Genomic DNA, 16228 nt, shown 5'->3' with positions numbered 1-16228 from the left:
GTGCTCCTGGATTCGGCGGAGTCGGCGATGTTCGACGCCTGGTTCCGCGGTCAGCCGGCGCGGGCCGTCCACACGCTCGATGCCGCGATCGCCGCCACGCCGTTGCGAACCCTTCCGGCGGAGGTCCGGCCGTACGCGCAGTTGGCCCAGATCTACGCCATGGCCGGCCGCCCCGATCAGGCGCGGGCGCTGCTCGCACAGATGCAATCCGAGATACGGGATACGAGCATTCTCCGCGTCGACCAACCCGCGCGCCATTCCGCGCTCGGCTACGTCGCGCTGGCCGAGAAGCGCCCGCTCGACGCCGTTCGCGAATTCCGCGCCGCCGATTCGCTCCCCGACGGGCCGGCTAGCGACTGCGCGAAGTGCGTGGCCGTCACGCTCGGCATGGCGTTCGACCAGGCCAACATGCCCGATTCGGCGATCGCCGAATTTCACCGTTATCTGGACACCCCGTACGCGTTCGCCATGACCCCCGACGGCGACGAACTCGCCTTCGTGTACAAGAGCCTCGGCGAGCTATACGAGGCCCAGGGCAACCCTGGCGAGGCCGCCAACTATTATTCGAAATTCGTCGAGCTGTGGAAGAACGCCGATTCCGACCTCCAACCCCAGGTGGCAAACGTGAAGCAGCGGCTCACCCACCTGCGCGATACCGAGAAGCATCCATAACCCGTGCCCACTCCAAACCGAGACCCGGAATGAAACACGCGCTCATGTACCACGGTGCCTTCGACCCGAACTTCTCGCAGCTCAAGACCGGCGCCACGACGTTCGTCGGTACCGACGGCAAAACGCACAACCTCCCGCCGTGGCCGAAAGAAGCCACCGGAATCCACTTCGGCTACATGGAGAAGGAAGGCAAGAAGTTCTTCGCCGTCCGCGTCATGGACGGCAAAGCCGATCTGATCCTGCCGCACGAGGTGCGCATCGATCCCACGCGCCACATGGGGATGAACAAGCGCTTCGGCCCCGAGCCGACGGTGGTGGATGACGGTCCGGCCGCGGACCTGCTGGCCGACATTCTCAAGGCCAATCAGGACCTGCGTCTGCAACTCGCCGACATCCGCGCGCGCACGCGCTGAAGTCGGCGGCAACCGGCGCGCGAAGTCACCGCTGACTTCGCACGCCCAGTGCCTTCCACCGCGCGAGCAGCGCGTCGAGCTGGCGGGTGTACTCCCGCAACACCGCCTGTTCGCCCTGCGTGGGCGCGGCATCGGCCGCCACCGCCGCCGTCGCCAGACTGCTGAGCACAGCGGCCACCGACGACAGGCTCGGCATGCCGCCGTCGGCAATGGCGTTGAGGGAATCGACGGCGGCGGCCGGCAGCGTGGCCTTCCGACCGGCGAGCAGATTCGTGATCTCGCGGTGCGCCGCCACTGCGCGGCCGAGCGTCGAATCCACTGCCTGCGCCAGGGCGAACTGCGCGCGGAGCGCGGCTTCGGCCACGTGCACGCGTGGATCCATCCGCACCGTGAGCGGCTCCGTGTACGTCGCGCCGCTCACCCCCAGGGTCACCGTGTAGCGGCCGGGCAGCGCCAGGGGGCCGCGCGGATCGAGCGGGGTGCCTTCGTGCCACACCCCCGCGATGGAGTAGTCGTACGAGAGCGCGTCGGGGCGTCGATAGCGCAGGTCCCACACGAATCGATGCATGCCGGCGGCGGCCGACACCGTGGGTTCGGGCCCCAGCCACCCGTTCTCGAAGTATTGCGATGAGGGCAGATGCTCGGCGGAATCGCCGCTCGAGAACGTGCGCACGACGCGGCCCGCTGCGTCGCGAACGGTGAGCGTCACCGGGCCGTTCGCCTCGCTCGCCAGCCAGTAATCGAGCACGGCGCCGGTGGGCGGATTCTTCGCCACCGGCGTCCCGGGCGGCCAGGGCGTGTCCCGGTTCTCATCGTTCCGGAGCCGCGTCGCCGTCAGCGGCGCGAACAGATGGGCCGGACGAGCGGCCGCGGCCGCCGCCTCGCGCAACGGCTCCACGTCGTCCAGGATCCAGATGCCGCGGCCCTGCGTGGCGGCGATCAGGTCACCGTCGTGCACGAGCAGATCGCGGTACCAGGTGGTGGGCAGATTGAGCGACAGCGGCTGCCAGTGCCCGCCGTCGTCGAACGACACGTACACCGTGCGGCTCGTGCCGGCGTAGAGCAGGCCGCGCTTGGCCGGATCGGCGCGCACGACCATCACGAATTCGTCGGCCGGGATGCCGTCGGAGATCGACTGCCAGGTCTTGCCCCCGTCCGTCGTGCGGATGACGAGCGGCGCGTCGCGGTCCATGCGGTGCATATCCACGGACGCATATGCCGTACGCGTGTCGAACGGCGACGGCTCGACGTTGTCGATGCGGGCCCACGCCGGCACCAGAGCGGGGGTGGCGTTGCGCCAGTGGGCGCCGCCGTCGGTCGTTACGCGAATCATTCCGTCGTCGGTGCCCACCCAGATCGTGCCGCGCGCGACTGGCGACGGCGCGATGGAAAAGATCACGCCGAACCCGCAGTCGCGCGCGCGCGCGAGGTCGGCGTCGGCGCAGTCCTGTACTCCGGCCTTCTTCGCGCTCAGGTCGGGGCTGATCGTCCGCCAGTGGTCGCCGTCGTCGTCCGATGCGAACAGCTTCTGCGCCCCCAGGTACATCGTGTGCGGGGGCAGGGGCGAGAACGCCATCGGCGTGATCCACGTGTAGCGGTATTTCACATCGAGCGGATAGGCGCCGTATGTGGACACCGGCCACGGCGAGACCTCGGCCGACTGCCGCGTGACCTCGTCGAACCGCGACATGTGCCCGCCCAGCCCGGTGCCGAACACCGTGTCGGGCGCCCCCGGCTTCGGCACCATGTAGTCACGCTCGTCGCCGCCCACCGGGTGCCAGTCGCGTTCGTCGACCACGCCATAGGGGCCGCGGCTCCAGAGCTCCACCGTGCCGTTGTCCTGCTGACCGCTGTAGATGCGATACGGGAAGCGATCGTCCACGGCCAGGTGGTAGAATTGCCCGGTGGGCTGATTGTACCAGCTCGACCAACTGGCGCCGCCGTTCACCGTGACCGCCGCGCCCTGATCGGCGCCCGAGATCATGTGCGTCGGGTCGCGCGGGTCGATCCACAGGAAGTGGTAGTCGTCGCCGCCCGGCGCGCCTTTGAAGAACTCGAACGTCTTGCCGCCGTCGGTGGAGCGCCGGATAGACTGGCCCATCACGTACACCGTGTTGGGATCGTTCGGCGCCACCGTGACCCGTCCGAAGTAGCTGCTGGCCAGCGCCGGGTCGCCGTTCACGAGGCGCCAGTGAGCGCCGCCGTCGTCGGTGCGGTAGAGCCCGCTGGCGTCGTGCGCGGCGGGCGCCGTGGTGAGCGTCGACCCCTCGAGCGCGATCGAGGCGTAGGCCACGTCGCCACCGCTCCCGCGAGCCACCGCCAGGCCCACGCGTCCGACGTTCGACGACGGGAGGCCGCCGGTGAGCCGGCCCCAGTGCTCACCACCGTCGGTGCTCTTGTAGATACCGGAGCCGGGCCCCGACTGCGGCATGAAGTAGTCCATCCACGGGTGCATGCGCATCTGCCACATGGCGGCGTACACCACCGCGGGGTGCTCGGGATCCCAGGCGAGGTCCACGGCGCCGGTGGCGTCGTTGACTTGCAGCACGGGGTTCCAGTGCTTGCCGCCGTCGGTGCTCAGATACACCCCGCGCTCTGCGTTGGGGCCGAACACGTGACCCAGGGCGGCGACGAGCACGCGATTGGGGTCGCGCGGATCGACCAGAATGCGGCCGATGTGGTGCGTGGCCGCGAGGCCGACGTTGGTCCAACTCTCGCCGCCGTTGTCGGAGCGGTACACACCGTCGCCTGCGGCGATATCGTACCGTGCCGCGACCTCACCGGTGCCCACGTAGATGACGTTCGGACTGGATGGCGCGATGGCGAGCGCGCCCACCGCCGACGCCCCCTCGTGCTGCAGCAGGCCGTGCCACGTCCGGCCGGCGTCGGTGGTCTTCCAGACGCCGCCTCCCGCCGCGCCGAAATAGAAGGTGTTGGGCTCGCCCGGCACGCCCTCGGCCATCGTCGCCCAGCCGGCGCGGAAGGGGCCGACGAACCGCCGGTGGAGCTCCTGGTACGTGCTCGGCGGAACGAGCGGCGCCGGCGTGGTACTCTGCCGCGGCACTGATGGAGCGCTGAGCGCGAGCACCAGGGTGGCGGCAGCGGCGGCTTTCGACATGTCGGTGGGTCTCCAGTTTGCGGTCGCGCAGGGGTCGGGAGGACGGGTACGACGCCTGAACTGAACGCGACGACCCCCGCACCGCAACCGCCCGCGCTCGGGCCGGGCCCGATCGCGCGCCGGCCGGCCCCCGGCGGGCGACTTCACATCGCCTTTGTGGCGCGGGCCGGGACCCGGGGGTCCATTTGGTGTAGAGAACGCAGGTTGGATTTCTGCCCGTGAGGAGACACACCCGTGACTACCGTCGATACTCCCCTATCCGAAGCCGTTGGCCAGCCGACCCTGTTGGTCATCGATGACGAAGTCCACATCCGGCGCGCTGTGCGCAACGCGCTCCGCGATCTCACCGATCACGTGGTCGAGGTCGCCACGGGGCGCGAGGGCATCGATCAGGCCGCCGCCACCACGCCGGACCTCATCGTGCTCGACCTCGGGCTGCCCGACATGGCGGGCGCCGACGTCTGCCGCGAAGTACGCCGTTGGGGCACGATGCCCATCGTCGTGCTCACGGCGCGCCACGGGGAAGAGGAGAAGGTGGCGCTGCTCAATCTCGGCGCCGATGACTACATCACCAAGCCCTTCAGCACGCTCGAGTTCTCGGCCCGCGTGCGGGCGCACCTGCGCCGGTTCCAATCGCTGTCGGCGCCGTCGCACGCCTCGACGATCACGGTCGACGGGCTGACGATCGACCTCGTGCGGCGCCGCGTCTCTCGCGGCGCGGGTGCCATCCACCTCACGCCCATCGAGTGGGAGATCCTGCGCAGCCTCGCGACGGCATCGGGGCGCACGCTCACCCACCAACAGATCTTCGACGCCGTGTGGGGGCGTGCGTTCGGCAACCCGCAGCAGTACCTTCGCGTACACATCACCAACCTGCGACGGAAGATCGAACAGGATCCGTCGCGCCCACAACTCATCATCACGGAGCCCGGTGTCGGCTACCGTTTCGAGCAAAGCGCATAGCACCGTCCATCGTCCGTCGCTCGGCGGACGGGTATTGTGGACGCTGCTGCTGCTGCTCGTCACGTTCGCGATGGCGCGCATGCGCCCCGACATCGATCAAGCGCACGTCGTGCTGGCGTACCTGCTGGTCGTGCTCGGCGGGAGCGTGGGAGGAGGCCGCGGGTTCGGCTTCCTGATGGCGTGCGTGGGGTTCGTGTTCATCAATTATTTCTTCCAGCAGCCGTACGACACGCTTGGGGTGGGCAAGCCGCTGGAGTTGGTGATGCTGTTCGCGTTCCTGGCCACGTCGGTCACGACTACCGAACTGCTGGCGCGCGCCCAGGCCGAGGCGGTGGAGGCGAGCCGCCGGGCCGACGAGGTGACGCGGCTCTCCCACCTCGGGTCGGAAACACTCAACGCGGGGACACCGGAGCGGGCGCTCGGTGCGATCGCCCGCGTCATCCGCGACGAACTGCGTGTGGACTCGTGCGCCATCGATCGGGTGCTGGGCGTCGAGCAATCGGAGGTGGCGCACGCCGGTGCCTGGCCGCCGGCCGACGGCGCGCACACGCGCGTCCTGCCGCTCACGGCGCACGGCGACGCCGTGGGCCGGCTGCGCCTCTACCACCCCACCGATATCATGCTCGACCGGGCGCAAGACGAGTTTCTCGAAGCACTCACGTACTACGCGGCCCTGGGCGTGGAGCGTATGCGGCTCGAGGGCGAGGCGGCGCACGCCGAAGGGCTGCGCGAAGCGAACCGTCTCAAAGACATCCTGCTCGCCACGGTGAGCCACGACCTCCGTACACCGCTCACCACCATCAAGGCGCTGGCCCAGGACGCGGCGCTCCGGGGCGACGAGAACGCCATGGTCATCGAGGAACAGGCCGACCGGCTCTCGGGGTTGGTCAATGACCTGCTCGACCTGTCGCGCATCAAGGGCGGCACGTTCCGTACGAACACCGAGTTGAACTCCGCCGAAGACGTGATCGGCGCCGTGGTGCGCCAGTTTTCCGGCGCGGCCCGCGGCAGGCGCGTGGTGACCACTCTCGACCTGTCACAACCGGCGCTGTTCGGCATGTTCGACTTCGTGCACACGCTGCGCATCCTGAGCAATCTGGTGGAGAATGCGTTGCGCTACGCGCCCGCGGCCACGCCCGTGGACCTCGCGGCGACGCGGCAGGGCGACCAACTCCGGTTCTCCGTGGCCGACCGGGGCCCCGGCGTGCCGCCCAGCGAGGTGAACCAGATCTTCGAGCCGTTCTACCGGCCGCCCGCGGCGGCCAATGACGGGGGGGCGGGCCTCGGTCTCTCCATCGCCCAACGGCTTGCGCGGGCGCAGGGCGGCGTGGTGCAGTACGCCGCGCGCGTGGGCGGCGGAAGCGTGTTCTCGCTATTGTTGCCGGCCTGGGATCCCGAGTGAGCTACCCGCTGGCGATGTCGGTATCGTCGCCGAGCAAGGGCGGGGCGGTGTCTTCGATGCCCGATGCGCGCACCCACTCCTGGAGGTGCTCGGCCAGCGCCTTTCGGGTTTCGGCACTCAGCGCGCGCGCGCCGCGCAGCAGTTTCACGGGCACGGTGGTGGGGGCGTGCTCGAGCAGGCGGTGCCCCTTGTCGGTGAGGGCCAGCTCGACGCGCCGCCGGTCGGCGTCCGCCGCGGTCCGCGATACGTAGCCGTGGTCCACGAGGCGGCGCACGACCACCGACACCGAACTCTGGTGCGTGGCCGTGCGATCGGCGAGTTCGTTCAACGAGTGCGCCGGCCGGTCGGCCAGCTGCTGCAGCACGAACAGCTGCGCGCCGCTGATGCCCATCTTGCTCTCGATCATCCGGGACGACACGCGGAGCGCGCGTACGATCGATCGTACCGCGTTCATGGCAGTCGTGATCTGTTGCAGTTCTTCTGAAGTCATCGGGCGGGCGGACGGTTAAGGGGGGACGGGCAGCCGGCATGATCGAAAATCAGGCGGCCGGGTTCGCGCTAGCCCCCGGCCGTTCGTTTCTTGTCGATGCTACGAATTCCAACCCGGCGCCGTTGAACGCGACGCGCGCATTCACAGTGCCTCAATGGCCCGCCGCCGTCCAGAGGGCGGCAGGCCGGCGCTATCGCCGGATGTCCAGCGTTCGCCCGGTTTCCGCCTTCCTTCCGCTCGAAGTCTCAACCTCGAGCCTCAGCGCGTACGTGCCGCCATCCAGCCGCGACAGGTCCACCGATACCGCGCGGCGCATCGCCGGTTGGCCCGCCCGGGCCGCGTCATGCCAGCGGAGGGCGATCGGCGCACTGCCGCCTCCCACTCGCAGCCACTGGCGTGCCCGCTGCCACCACCCCATCCCCGTGCGCTCGATGGTCAATGAGACGTTCACCGGCTCGCCGGCGTTAATGCGCCCGTACACCTCCCAGTACAATCCCAGCGCGCGCGTCGTGTCCGCCACCGAAACGAGCGCGGTCCGCGCCGCTTCGGCAAGCGTCTGCGGCATTGGCGCCGTGGGGTCGGGCCGGAAGAGCAATACGTCGGAGAGCCGCAACTCCGGGCCGGTGGGCAGGGGCGCGACCGCCTCGCGCGTTCTCCCGGCGGCGCGCTGGGCTGTGTCCAGGAGTTCGACGCTTGCGATCGCCGCCAGCCGCGGGACGTTGGCGATCAGTGCTCCCGTGCGGGGCGCGGCGGCCTGACGGGACGTGAAGTACTGCCGTTCGTCTGGTGTCACCACCAGCGCGGCATCGAACGGATGGCGCACCAGCAGGGTGTCGTCCGAGGCGTCGTACGCGGCGACGATGACGGCGGAATCACCGCGCTCGAACCGCGACAGCAGCACCGGCACCCGCGGGACCGAGGCCGTGTACGCCGGCGCGTAACGCGTTTGGGCTCGATAGGCGGTCAGGTCCCAATCGCCCGGTACCGCTTGATAGACCGAATCAATGAGCCGGCCGTCGGGGAAGAACGCGAAGCTCGGCTGCGGGTCGTGCCCCATGACCGAGTAGTTGGGATCGGCGTCGAGCACCGGCCGGACGCGCTCGAACCAGCGTGGCCATCCGTAGCGCACGATCAGGTCGTGCTCGTCGGTGTCCCATGACGCCGCCACCGGCCACACGGATTCCCTGGCGATGCGGACGATCGTCAGGCGTGCGAAGTGCTCGGTGCGGAGGTCGTTCGCGCCCAGCGAATAGAACGGCTGGGCCAGCCACCAGAGCCGGGCGTCGAGGGCCCCGCGTTCGTCGCAGCTCAGCGCCCGATAGCGGTCGGCGGCGCGGCCATCGAGCAGCACGGATAGATCGGTCCATGCGCAGCGCGTGCTGTCCGGCATCTCGGCCAACGCGCGATCGTAGGTGGACTCCGCGGCCGCGTAGCGGCCGTCGACGTGGAGCACGAGCCCGCGCAGGGCCTCGCACCACCATGCGTCGGCCGCGCAGGCGCGCGCCGCGGCGAGTGCCGAGTCTCGGCGCCCCGCTTCGAGAAAGTAGCGAACCCGCTGGCCGGCAATCCATCCGTCTCCAGGCAACCGCTGGGCCGCCGTATCGAGTTGGGCCAGCAGCCGGTCGCGAGCGCGTGTGATGGTCACCGCCTCGGGCGGCGCGCTGTCGGGTGTCGTGCCGTGCCAGTAGCAGAAGCGGCCGATGCGCGCGTCGCAGGTGCCGCCCGATCCCCCCGAAGTCCATTGCAGGTTCGAGCGCCGGTGCCACTCGAAGTCGCGTTGGGCGTCGCGGGCGGCGCGCGCCACGCGCGACGAGTCTCGCGGCGCCAGCTGGGCGCGCGACGGCGCGGGACAGAGCAGCAGCGCTGCCGCCAACAAGCTCCACGGCGTCGCCGGACGGCGGCTTCCTGGTCGTCCCATCGCACCTCCTCCACGGGATGGCGCCCCGCGCGCCGTGCACCCGTTGATGGTATTATAGGGCTCGGCGCCCGCCGGTTGACCCACACCGACCGGCGGGCGAACGATTCACCCGAATTTGCCGCCCCCTCCGACGCCTCCGTGCCTTCGCGACCGACTGTCAACGACGAGACCCGGTTCCGCGGCGCCATCGCTGCGAGCCTCGACGCGTTCTTCCTTCTCGAATCCGCGCGCGGAGCCGACGGCGCCGTGCAGGACTTTCGCCTGGTCGAACTGAACCGCCGGGGCGAGGAGCTGCTGGGCCGCTCGCGTGACGAGCTGGCGGGGCATCTGCTCACCGAGGTGCTCCCGCAGGCCCGGGCCGAAGGATTCCTGGACCGGTGCGTGGCCGTCGTGACCACGGGTGAGTCGTTTGCCGAGGATCTGCGCCTGCACGATGCCGACCGCGCGCCGCAGTGGGTGCGGCACCAGGTGGTGCGGGTGGAAGACGGCATCGCGATCACGTCGCGCGACATAACCGAAAGCAAGCGGGTCGGCGCGTCGTTGCGCGAGAGCGAGGAGCGTTACCGACTGCTCGTCGAGAGCGCCACCGACGGCATCTATCGCATCGATCCCCGCGGCATCTTCACCTACGCCAATCCGATCGCATCGCGCGTGCTTGGCATGGGTGAGGGCTCGATCGTCGGCCGCACGTATCTGGATTTCGTGCGTCCCGACTTCCGCATGGAGGGAATCGAACTCTACAGGCGCCAGATCAAGCAGCAGATTCCCGTGACCTACTGGGAGTTCCCGGCGCTCCGCGCCGACGGGCGCGACGTGTGGGTGGGGCAGAACGTGCAGATTGAGGTCAGGGACGGCCGCGTGGTGGCGCTGCTGGCCGTGGCGCGTGATATCACGGCGCGCCGGGCCGCCGAGGACGCGTTGCGCGAGAGCGAGGAGCGGCACCGCTTTCTGGCCGAGCATTCGCAGGACATGCTCGCGCGAATGTCGCTGGACGGACGCTTTCTGTACGTCTCCCCCGTCTGCCGGTCGCTGCTCGGGATGGATCCCGAGGCGCTCGTGGGTCGTTCGATGGCGGACCTCTGCGATGCGGGCGATGCCGAGCGGCTGCAGGCCGTGCAGTGCCGTTTGATCGGCCACCATGGCGTCGAGACCACCACGTTCCGCGTCCAGCGAGACGACGGCAAGGACGTGTGGTTGGAGACCACGCACCAGGCCATCGTCGACGACGATACGGGGGCGGTGCAGGGTTTCCTCGCCGTCTCGCGCAACGTCACGGAACGGCGGCGCCTGGAAGAGGACCTGCGTCACGTGCAGAAGATGGAAGCCGTGGGGCAGCTCGCGGGCGGGGTGGCCCACGATTTCAACAATCTGCTCACGGCCATCCGCGGGTTCAGTGACGTGCTGTTCCAGAGCATCCGCGCCGACGATCCGCGACGGGCCGACGTGCTGGAGATCTGCAAGGCCACCGACCGCGCTGCCACGCTCACGCGCCAGTTGCTGGCGTTCAGCCGGCGCCAGGTGATGCGCCCCGAGGCGCTGAGCCTGAACACCGTGGTCACCGATCTCGCGCGCATCCTCCAGCGGCTGCTCGGCGAGTCGATCGCGGTCACCACGCGGCTCGAGCCCGACCTCGCGATCGTGCGCGTCGATCCCGGCCAGATGGAACAGGTGCTGCTCAACCTGGCGCTCAATGCCCGCGATGCGATAGGGCAGGCCGGCGGTACGTTGACGATCGAGACGGCGAACGTCGAGTTCGCGGCCGGCGCGGACGCGCGCCACGCTCCGGGCGCGTATGCCGTGCTCCGCGTCATCGATACCGGAAGTGGTATGACGCCGGAAGTGCGCGAGCGGTTGTTCGAACCGTTCTTCACGACCAAGGAGATGGGCCGCGGCACGGGGCTTGGGCTCTCGATGGTCTACGGCATCGTCACGCAGAGCGGTGGGTTCATCACCGTCGACAGCGCACCAGGCCAGGGGGCCACGATCGCCATCCACCTGCCGTCCACCCCGGGTGCCTCCCAGGCGGCGCGGCCGGCGCCGCCCCGTTCGCGCGTCGTGCGGGGTGGCACGGGTACGATCCTCATCGCCGAAGACAGCGAGGGCGTGCGCGCCCTCGCCGAGCGCATCCTGCGCGACGAGGGATACACCGTGCTCACGGCGCGCGACGGCATCGAGGCACTCGATGTGGCGCGGCACCACGCGGGCGACATCGACCTCCTGCTCACCGACGTGATGATGCCGCGTATGAACGGCGGCGAACTGGCCCGCGCCTTCGCGGCCGAGCGCCCCGAGGCAGTGATCGCCCTGATGTCGGGCTACGTCGACGAGGAGGCGCTCCGCCACACGCTGGACGACCCCGAAGCGCCGATCCTCCAGAAGCCGTTCAGCGCCCTCACGCTCCTCGAACGCATCCGCTCGCTGCTGCTCCGCGCTCCCGCGGCCTGACCGCGCCTACGGGCCCGGCGGCAGGAACGCCGGATCCATGTTCGCCAGCCCCACATCGTCGAGCACGATCGTGCCCGACGGCGTGCGGTCGAACAGAAGCCGTATGGTGCGAAGCCTGGCCGGCTCGAACTGCGGCGCCACCTTCACGAACGCCGCGAGCGGCATGGGATACGTCTGCGGCACGATCTCGTACGGATTGCGAAATTCCGTTTTCTCGCGATCTGCCCGCCGGAGCACGTGCGTCTCCAGCGGACGCCGCACCGGACCGAACAGCGACAGCGGCAGGCGGGCCCGGTGCCCATCGGCGTCCACCAACTCCACCGTCAGGTCCATCGGTACGGAGTCGTCGTGCACGATGGGCGCCCTGGCGTCATGGCGCGCGCGATCCCTGCCCGCGCTGTCCCCGGGCGCCCGGCGCGGCCCCGGCATCTCGCGCGTCGGTGCGATGGACATCATCACCGACGTGCTGTCGCCCACGTGCAGCGACGAGACGAGTGAGTCGGACAGCGTGAACGTGTACGATGCCGGCCGTCCGCGCGCCGCCGTGTCCGGGCCGGCGATGCGGTCGTTCCAGCCGAGCCACGCGGCGTTGGTGTTCTGCTCGTCGTTCGGGAACCGCAGGGGAATGGGTGCTTCGTACCACTTGGCCAGGCTGTCGCCGCTGATCGTCACGCCGGGCACGGACCCCGTGGTGACATCCACGTCTTCGTCGTAGTTGGCCAGCAGACGGAAGCTGCTCTCCTGGAACCGCGTGATGTACATCGTCCTGGGCAGCCAGTGGCCGATCGTACGCTGGTCACGGAACATCGGCAGGTATTCCGTGCGATGGTGCAGGGTGGCTTCCAGGAATCCGCCGATCACCACCTTGCCGAACTGGCGCTGCTGTTCGGGCGTGAGCAGCGCGCGCAGATCCAGGCGGTTGGCGCTGCGCGGCCCGTTGTCGTGGTTGTTCCACACGGTGTTCCACTGGCCGTGGTTGGCCCGGTACACGTACCAGGCCGACTTGAAATGGAAACCCCCGTCGGTGAACCGCAGCCGGTCGTAGGGCCGGATCCCCATGAACTCCGATACGTCGCCGTCGTGCGAGCCATGAATTACCAGAAAGTTCACGTTCTCGATCGGCTCGAGCTTCCCCGCCGGCTTGTACTGCCCGTCCACCGGCGCGATCGCCACCACGGCGTTGATGTGGAAGTGAAAGTTGAACTTCACATTGGCATCGTCGGGGAAACGTGCCAGGCCGTTGAACTGCACGGCGTGCGACACCGCGCCGCCGCCGCGCGAGTGTCCCATGATCCCGATCTCGTTCCAGTCCACCTTGTGGTAGAACGGATTGCCGGCGCTGTCGGTAAAGGCGCGCCACGCCTCGAGGTGCTCCAGCATGATCCACGCGCGGCCGGCATTCTCGCCGCGCAAGCTGCCGTTGACGTAGTTCTCGTCGATCGACGCCAGAATGAATCCACGCGACGCCAGCAGCTGCCCCAGATACGCGTACCCGGGGTCGGAATAGTCGGTCGGATCGTGGTTGCCATGCGCGATCACGACCAGGGGAAATGGGCCCGGGCCTTCGGGGTACCAGACGCGGGCATTCAGCGGCGCGTGCTTGATGTCGAACCCCCAGAGCGCCTTCCGGTCCTTGGCCTGCTGCGGCGACATCTTCACGAATGGCGACGCGTCCACGGCGCGCGTCCTGATCGCGACCGAATCGCGATACGCGGCCCGCCGCTCGTCGGTGCCGCTTCCGTAGGTGAGGTAGCGTACGCGGTACGGGCCCGGTTCGCCGGGGTTGGGCGCCGTGATCAGCTGCCGGGCCAGCACGGTGCCCGAATCGTCGGCCGAGAGCTTGAGCGACTGGGTGCAGCCGCCAAGCCCCGCGACCAGCAGCGCCACGACGGCGCCCATCGAGAAGCGTGTGCTCACCGGATGTGGATTCCGATGCGGTGAGCGCCCGGCCGCCCGGCCCGCGACTCGAACGCGTAGTCGAGTTCGAACCGATCGGCCGAGATCCCCACCCCCGCCGTCCATGGGCCCTCGCCCTCGGCGGCCCGCCGCACGCCGGCCCGCGCCGAGACGGCGTAGCCGTCCAGCCAGCTGTACGAGACCTCGCCGCCGCCCCCCGCCACGAACGTCCGGCCGCGCAGCACCGAGCCCGTGGCCGCGGCGCTCAGATCCAGCGGACCCGCCTCGTACCGGCCCGAGGAGAACCCAAGGTTGGCCTGCGTGGGCTGCGACACGTGGCCGTTGAACGTCCGCAGATCGGGCCCCACGTTCTGCACGCTCAGCCCGGCCGTACCACGCCAGAGATCGTACGACAGGCCGGCATCCAACGCGGCGCGCGTGTCGCTTGCGCTGCCGATCTGCTGCTGCAGCACCTTGACGTTGGCGCCCGCCCGAAACCCGAAAAGCGAATGGGCGTACCCCGCGGCCAGGATCAGCCCGGACGATGCCAGCGGGCCGCGTGTGCCCAGCTCGGTGGGTGACGCGTACGTATCCGAGGCGCTCGAGAACGTGAGAGACTGCACCCCGACTCCTAGGGCGCCGCCAGCCAGACCCGTCTCGGTAGACAACGTCGCCAGCAGGTCTCCGTGGGTGTAGAGCTCCGCCGAGGCGTCCGATCCGTGGGCCACGGCCAACTGGGCGGGATTGTAGAAGATCACGTCGCTTTCGCGGCCGCCCATGTCGGCGTTGGCCATGGCCAACGCCCGGGTGCTGCCCGGCAGGCGGGCGATCAGTGGGGCCAGTGGGTACTCCTGGGCCCGGGCGCGCTCGGCGCCGGCCGCGAGCAGCACAACGAGCACCCATCTGGAACGCACAGCCATTTCGACCTCGGAGCGGGTTGCGCGCGGATGTTACCCTGGGGAACGCCGGGGCGAAAGCCCGCGCGGTTCCCGAGGGCGGGACGCCCCGCGGACGATCCCTCGCGCCGCACCTGGTGACGCGGGGGCGCACCCAACTGTCATTGAAGACATGAGCATCAAGAAGATCTGCACCCAGTGCGGCGCCGAGTACGGGCCCGAGCAGAAATTCTGTCCGAACGACGGCAGTCCTCTGCGCGCCGAGTCGTCGGACGATCCGCTCATTGGCCGGATCATCGCAGACCGCTACCACGTCACCTCCCTCATTGGTGAGGGCGGCATGGGCCGGGTGTACGTCGCCGAACACGTCCGCATGGGTCGCAAGAGCGCGCTCAAGGTCATGAGCCCCACGCTCGCGGCCACCGCCGATGCCATCACGCGGTTCAACCGTGAAGCGGCCAACGCCAGCCGCATCAACCACCCGAACGTCGCCGCCATCTACGACTTTGGCGAGACGCCCGACGGGCTGCTGTACCTGGCCATGGAATTCGTGGAAGGCGAGAGCCTTCACGCCCTGGTCCAGCGCGATGGACCACTGCCCATCGCTCGCGCCGCGCAAATCATCAAGGGAGCCACCGACGCCCTCAGCGCTGCGCACCACCTCGGAATCATCCACCGCGACCTCAAGCCCGACAACATCATGCTCGCGCGCCAGATCGACGGCAGCGACTGGGTGAAGGTCGTGGACTTCGGCATCGCCAAGTCGGTCGCAACACCGGGCGAGGGCGGTGGCCAGACGGTGACCACCGCGGGTGTGTCCCTCGGCACCCCCGAGTACATGAGCCCCGAGCAACTGGCCGGCGAGAAGTTGGATCAACGCACCGACATCTATTCGCTGGGGCTCGTCCTGTTCAACATGCTCACCGGCGACCTGCCGTATCCCAAGCTGACGTCCAAGGAAACGCTCGTCCGGCGGCTCACGTCACGTCCCGCCAGCCTTACCGCCGTGCGCCCCGGCATCGCCTGGCCGGCGCCACTTCAGGCCGCGCTCGACCGGGCGCTCGATCCGGAGCCCGACCGGCGCTACGCGAGCGTCGCCGATTTTGGGCGCGCGGTGGTCGAAGCGGCGGCTGGCACGCCCCTCGACGATCCCGAGCGGACGGTGCGCGTGGCCGTGCCCGTTCGGCCGACCCCGGCACTCGCCGCTACACCGGACAAGCGGTCGCCAGCTTCGGTCAAGCCCGCCGGTCCGGGTCGCACCCGCGTCCTGCCCGCCAACCAGTCCAAGCCGGCGTCGCGCGGCCTCTGGATTGCGGCAGCTGTGGTGCTCGTGCTCGGCGGTGGCTATACCGTGCTGAATGCGTGGCAGCGCCGCACCCCCGTGTCCACCGCCGTCACGGCGCGAGACACCGTGGGTTCGGCGAACGGCGCTGTGGACACCGCAAGCCCGCCGCCGAACACGGCTCCGGCACCGCCGGTGGCGAAGATCATCACACCGCAGGTCACGCACCTGGCGGCGCACCACGTCGCGCAGCCACCGCGGGTGGCCGCGGCCACCACGTCGCGCCCACCGGCTGCGGCCCGAGACACGCTCCCTGCCGCTCCGGCTGAATCCCTGACCCAAACCCGCCACCCCAACGCCGCGGCCTCGGTGGTGGATTCGGCCGATCGCGCAGGGATCAACCGTGCGCTCAAGGAGATTCGCAGCCACATGCAGGCGGCCGGCCGGTACGTCTCCAACGGGCGCGCGAATCTCGCGAACATCGAGTTGCGTGAAGCCCAGGGCGAAGTGAAGACGCTGCGGGACATCATGCCAACCGGACGGATGCCGTTCCCCGTGGCGCAGCAGCTCCGCGGGATGGCGCAACAGGCGATGACCGCATGCTCCAACACCGCCAACGGCGATGCGGCGGCCACCCAGCGCTGCCACCAGTTCGACCTCCGGCTGGGGCGTGGCATGCGCGGTCGCGGCCAGCCGAACCCCTAGTGGTACATCAGCCAGAGAATGATGGCCA

At 69.4% G+C, this 16228-nt stretch carries 11 protein-coding genes; 6 read left to right on the top strand and 5 right to left on the bottom strand.

Annotation, left to right across the window (positions count from 1 at the left end; translation table 11 throughout):
- The coding region (locus tag VNF92_00760; GenBank protein HVA56391.1) for a tetratricopeptide repeat protein at window positions 1–672 on the top strand (672 nt) is incomplete at its 5' end.
- A gap of 29 nt (window positions 673–701) precedes the next feature.
- Window positions 702–1085, top strand: a complete 384-nt coding sequence (locus VNF92_00755) for a hypothetical protein (protein HVA56390.1) — start codon at window positions 702–704, stop codon at window positions 1083–1085.
- A gap of 25 nt (window positions 1086–1110) precedes the next feature.
- Here the strand turns inward: VNF92_00755 and VNF92_00750 are convergent, their stop codons facing one another.
- Window positions 1111–4203, bottom strand: coding sequence for a hypothetical protein (locus tag VNF92_00750; protein ID HVA56389.1), 3093 nt, complete (start codon window positions 4201–4203; stop codon window positions 1111–1113).
- 234 nt (window positions 4204–4437) lie between these two features.
- Here VNF92_00750 and VNF92_00745 point away from each other — a divergent pair, with 234 nt between their 5' ends.
- Window positions 4438–5166: a response regulator transcription factor gene (locus VNF92_00745; protein HVA56388.1), complete on the top strand. Its 729-nt coding sequence runs from the start codon at window positions 4438–4440 to the stop codon at window positions 5164–5166.
- Window positions 5135–6568 (top strand): ATP-binding protein, encoded by a 1434-nt coding sequence (locus VNF92_00740; protein HVA56387.1) that lies wholly within the window; start codon window positions 5135–5137, stop codon window positions 6566–6568. The genes VNF92_00745 and VNF92_00740 overlap by 32 nt, the downstream gene beginning before the upstream one ends.
- Before the next feature lies 1 nt (window position 6569).
- On the opposite strand, the gene VNF92_00735 is transcribed toward VNF92_00740, so the two are convergent.
- A complete protein-coding gene (locus tag VNF92_00735; GenBank protein HVA56386.1) occupies window positions 6570–7058 on the bottom strand; it encodes a MarR family transcriptional regulator in 489 nt (162 codons plus the stop codon).
- Between the two features lie 190 nt (window positions 7059–7248).
- Window positions 7249–8976: a hypothetical protein gene (locus VNF92_00730; protein HVA56385.1), complete on the bottom strand. Its 1728-nt coding sequence runs from the start codon at window positions 8974–8976 to the stop codon at window positions 7249–7251.
- Window positions 8977–9114: 138 nt separating this feature from the next.
- On the opposite strand from VNF92_00730, the gene VNF92_00725 reads away from it, so the two are divergent.
- Window positions 9115–11421 carry a PAS domain S-box protein gene (locus VNF92_00725; protein HVA56384.1) on the top strand — a complete coding sequence of 769 codons (2307 nt, stop codon included), beginning with the start codon at window positions 9115–9117 and terminating at the stop codon, window positions 11419–11421.
- Window positions 11422–11427: 6 nt separating this feature from the next.
- On the opposite strand, the gene VNF92_00720 is transcribed toward VNF92_00725, so the two are convergent.
- Both VNF92_00720 and VNF92_00715 read right to left on the bottom strand, forming a co-directional pair.
- A complete protein-coding gene (locus VNF92_00720) occupies window positions 11428–13338 on the bottom strand; it encodes a hypothetical protein (protein ID HVA56383.1) in 1911 nt (636 codons plus the stop codon).
- The gene (locus VNF92_00715; GenBank protein HVA56382.1) at window positions 13335–14237 is read right to left on the bottom strand and encodes a hypothetical protein; all 903 of its coding nucleotides are present in this window, start codon (window positions 14235–14237) and stop codon (window positions 13335–13337) included. The genes VNF92_00720 and VNF92_00715 overlap by 4 nt, the downstream gene beginning before the upstream one ends.
- Window positions 14238–14385: 148 nt before the next feature.
- Between VNF92_00715 and VNF92_00710 the strand changes: the two genes are divergently transcribed.
- Window positions 14386–16200 (top strand): protein kinase, encoded by a 1815-nt coding sequence (locus VNF92_00710; protein ID HVA56381.1) that lies wholly within the window; start codon window positions 14386–14388, stop codon window positions 16198–16200.
- Window positions 16201–16228 lie beyond the last annotated feature (28 nt).

Source organism: Gemmatimonadaceae bacterium (assembly GCA_035533015.1).
In the GTDB taxonomy this organism is placed as follows: Bacteria; Gemmatimonadota; Gemmatimonadetes; order Gemmatimonadales; family Gemmatimonadaceae; genus JAGWRI01.
This window is presented reverse-complemented; position numbering and strand designations above follow the sequence as displayed.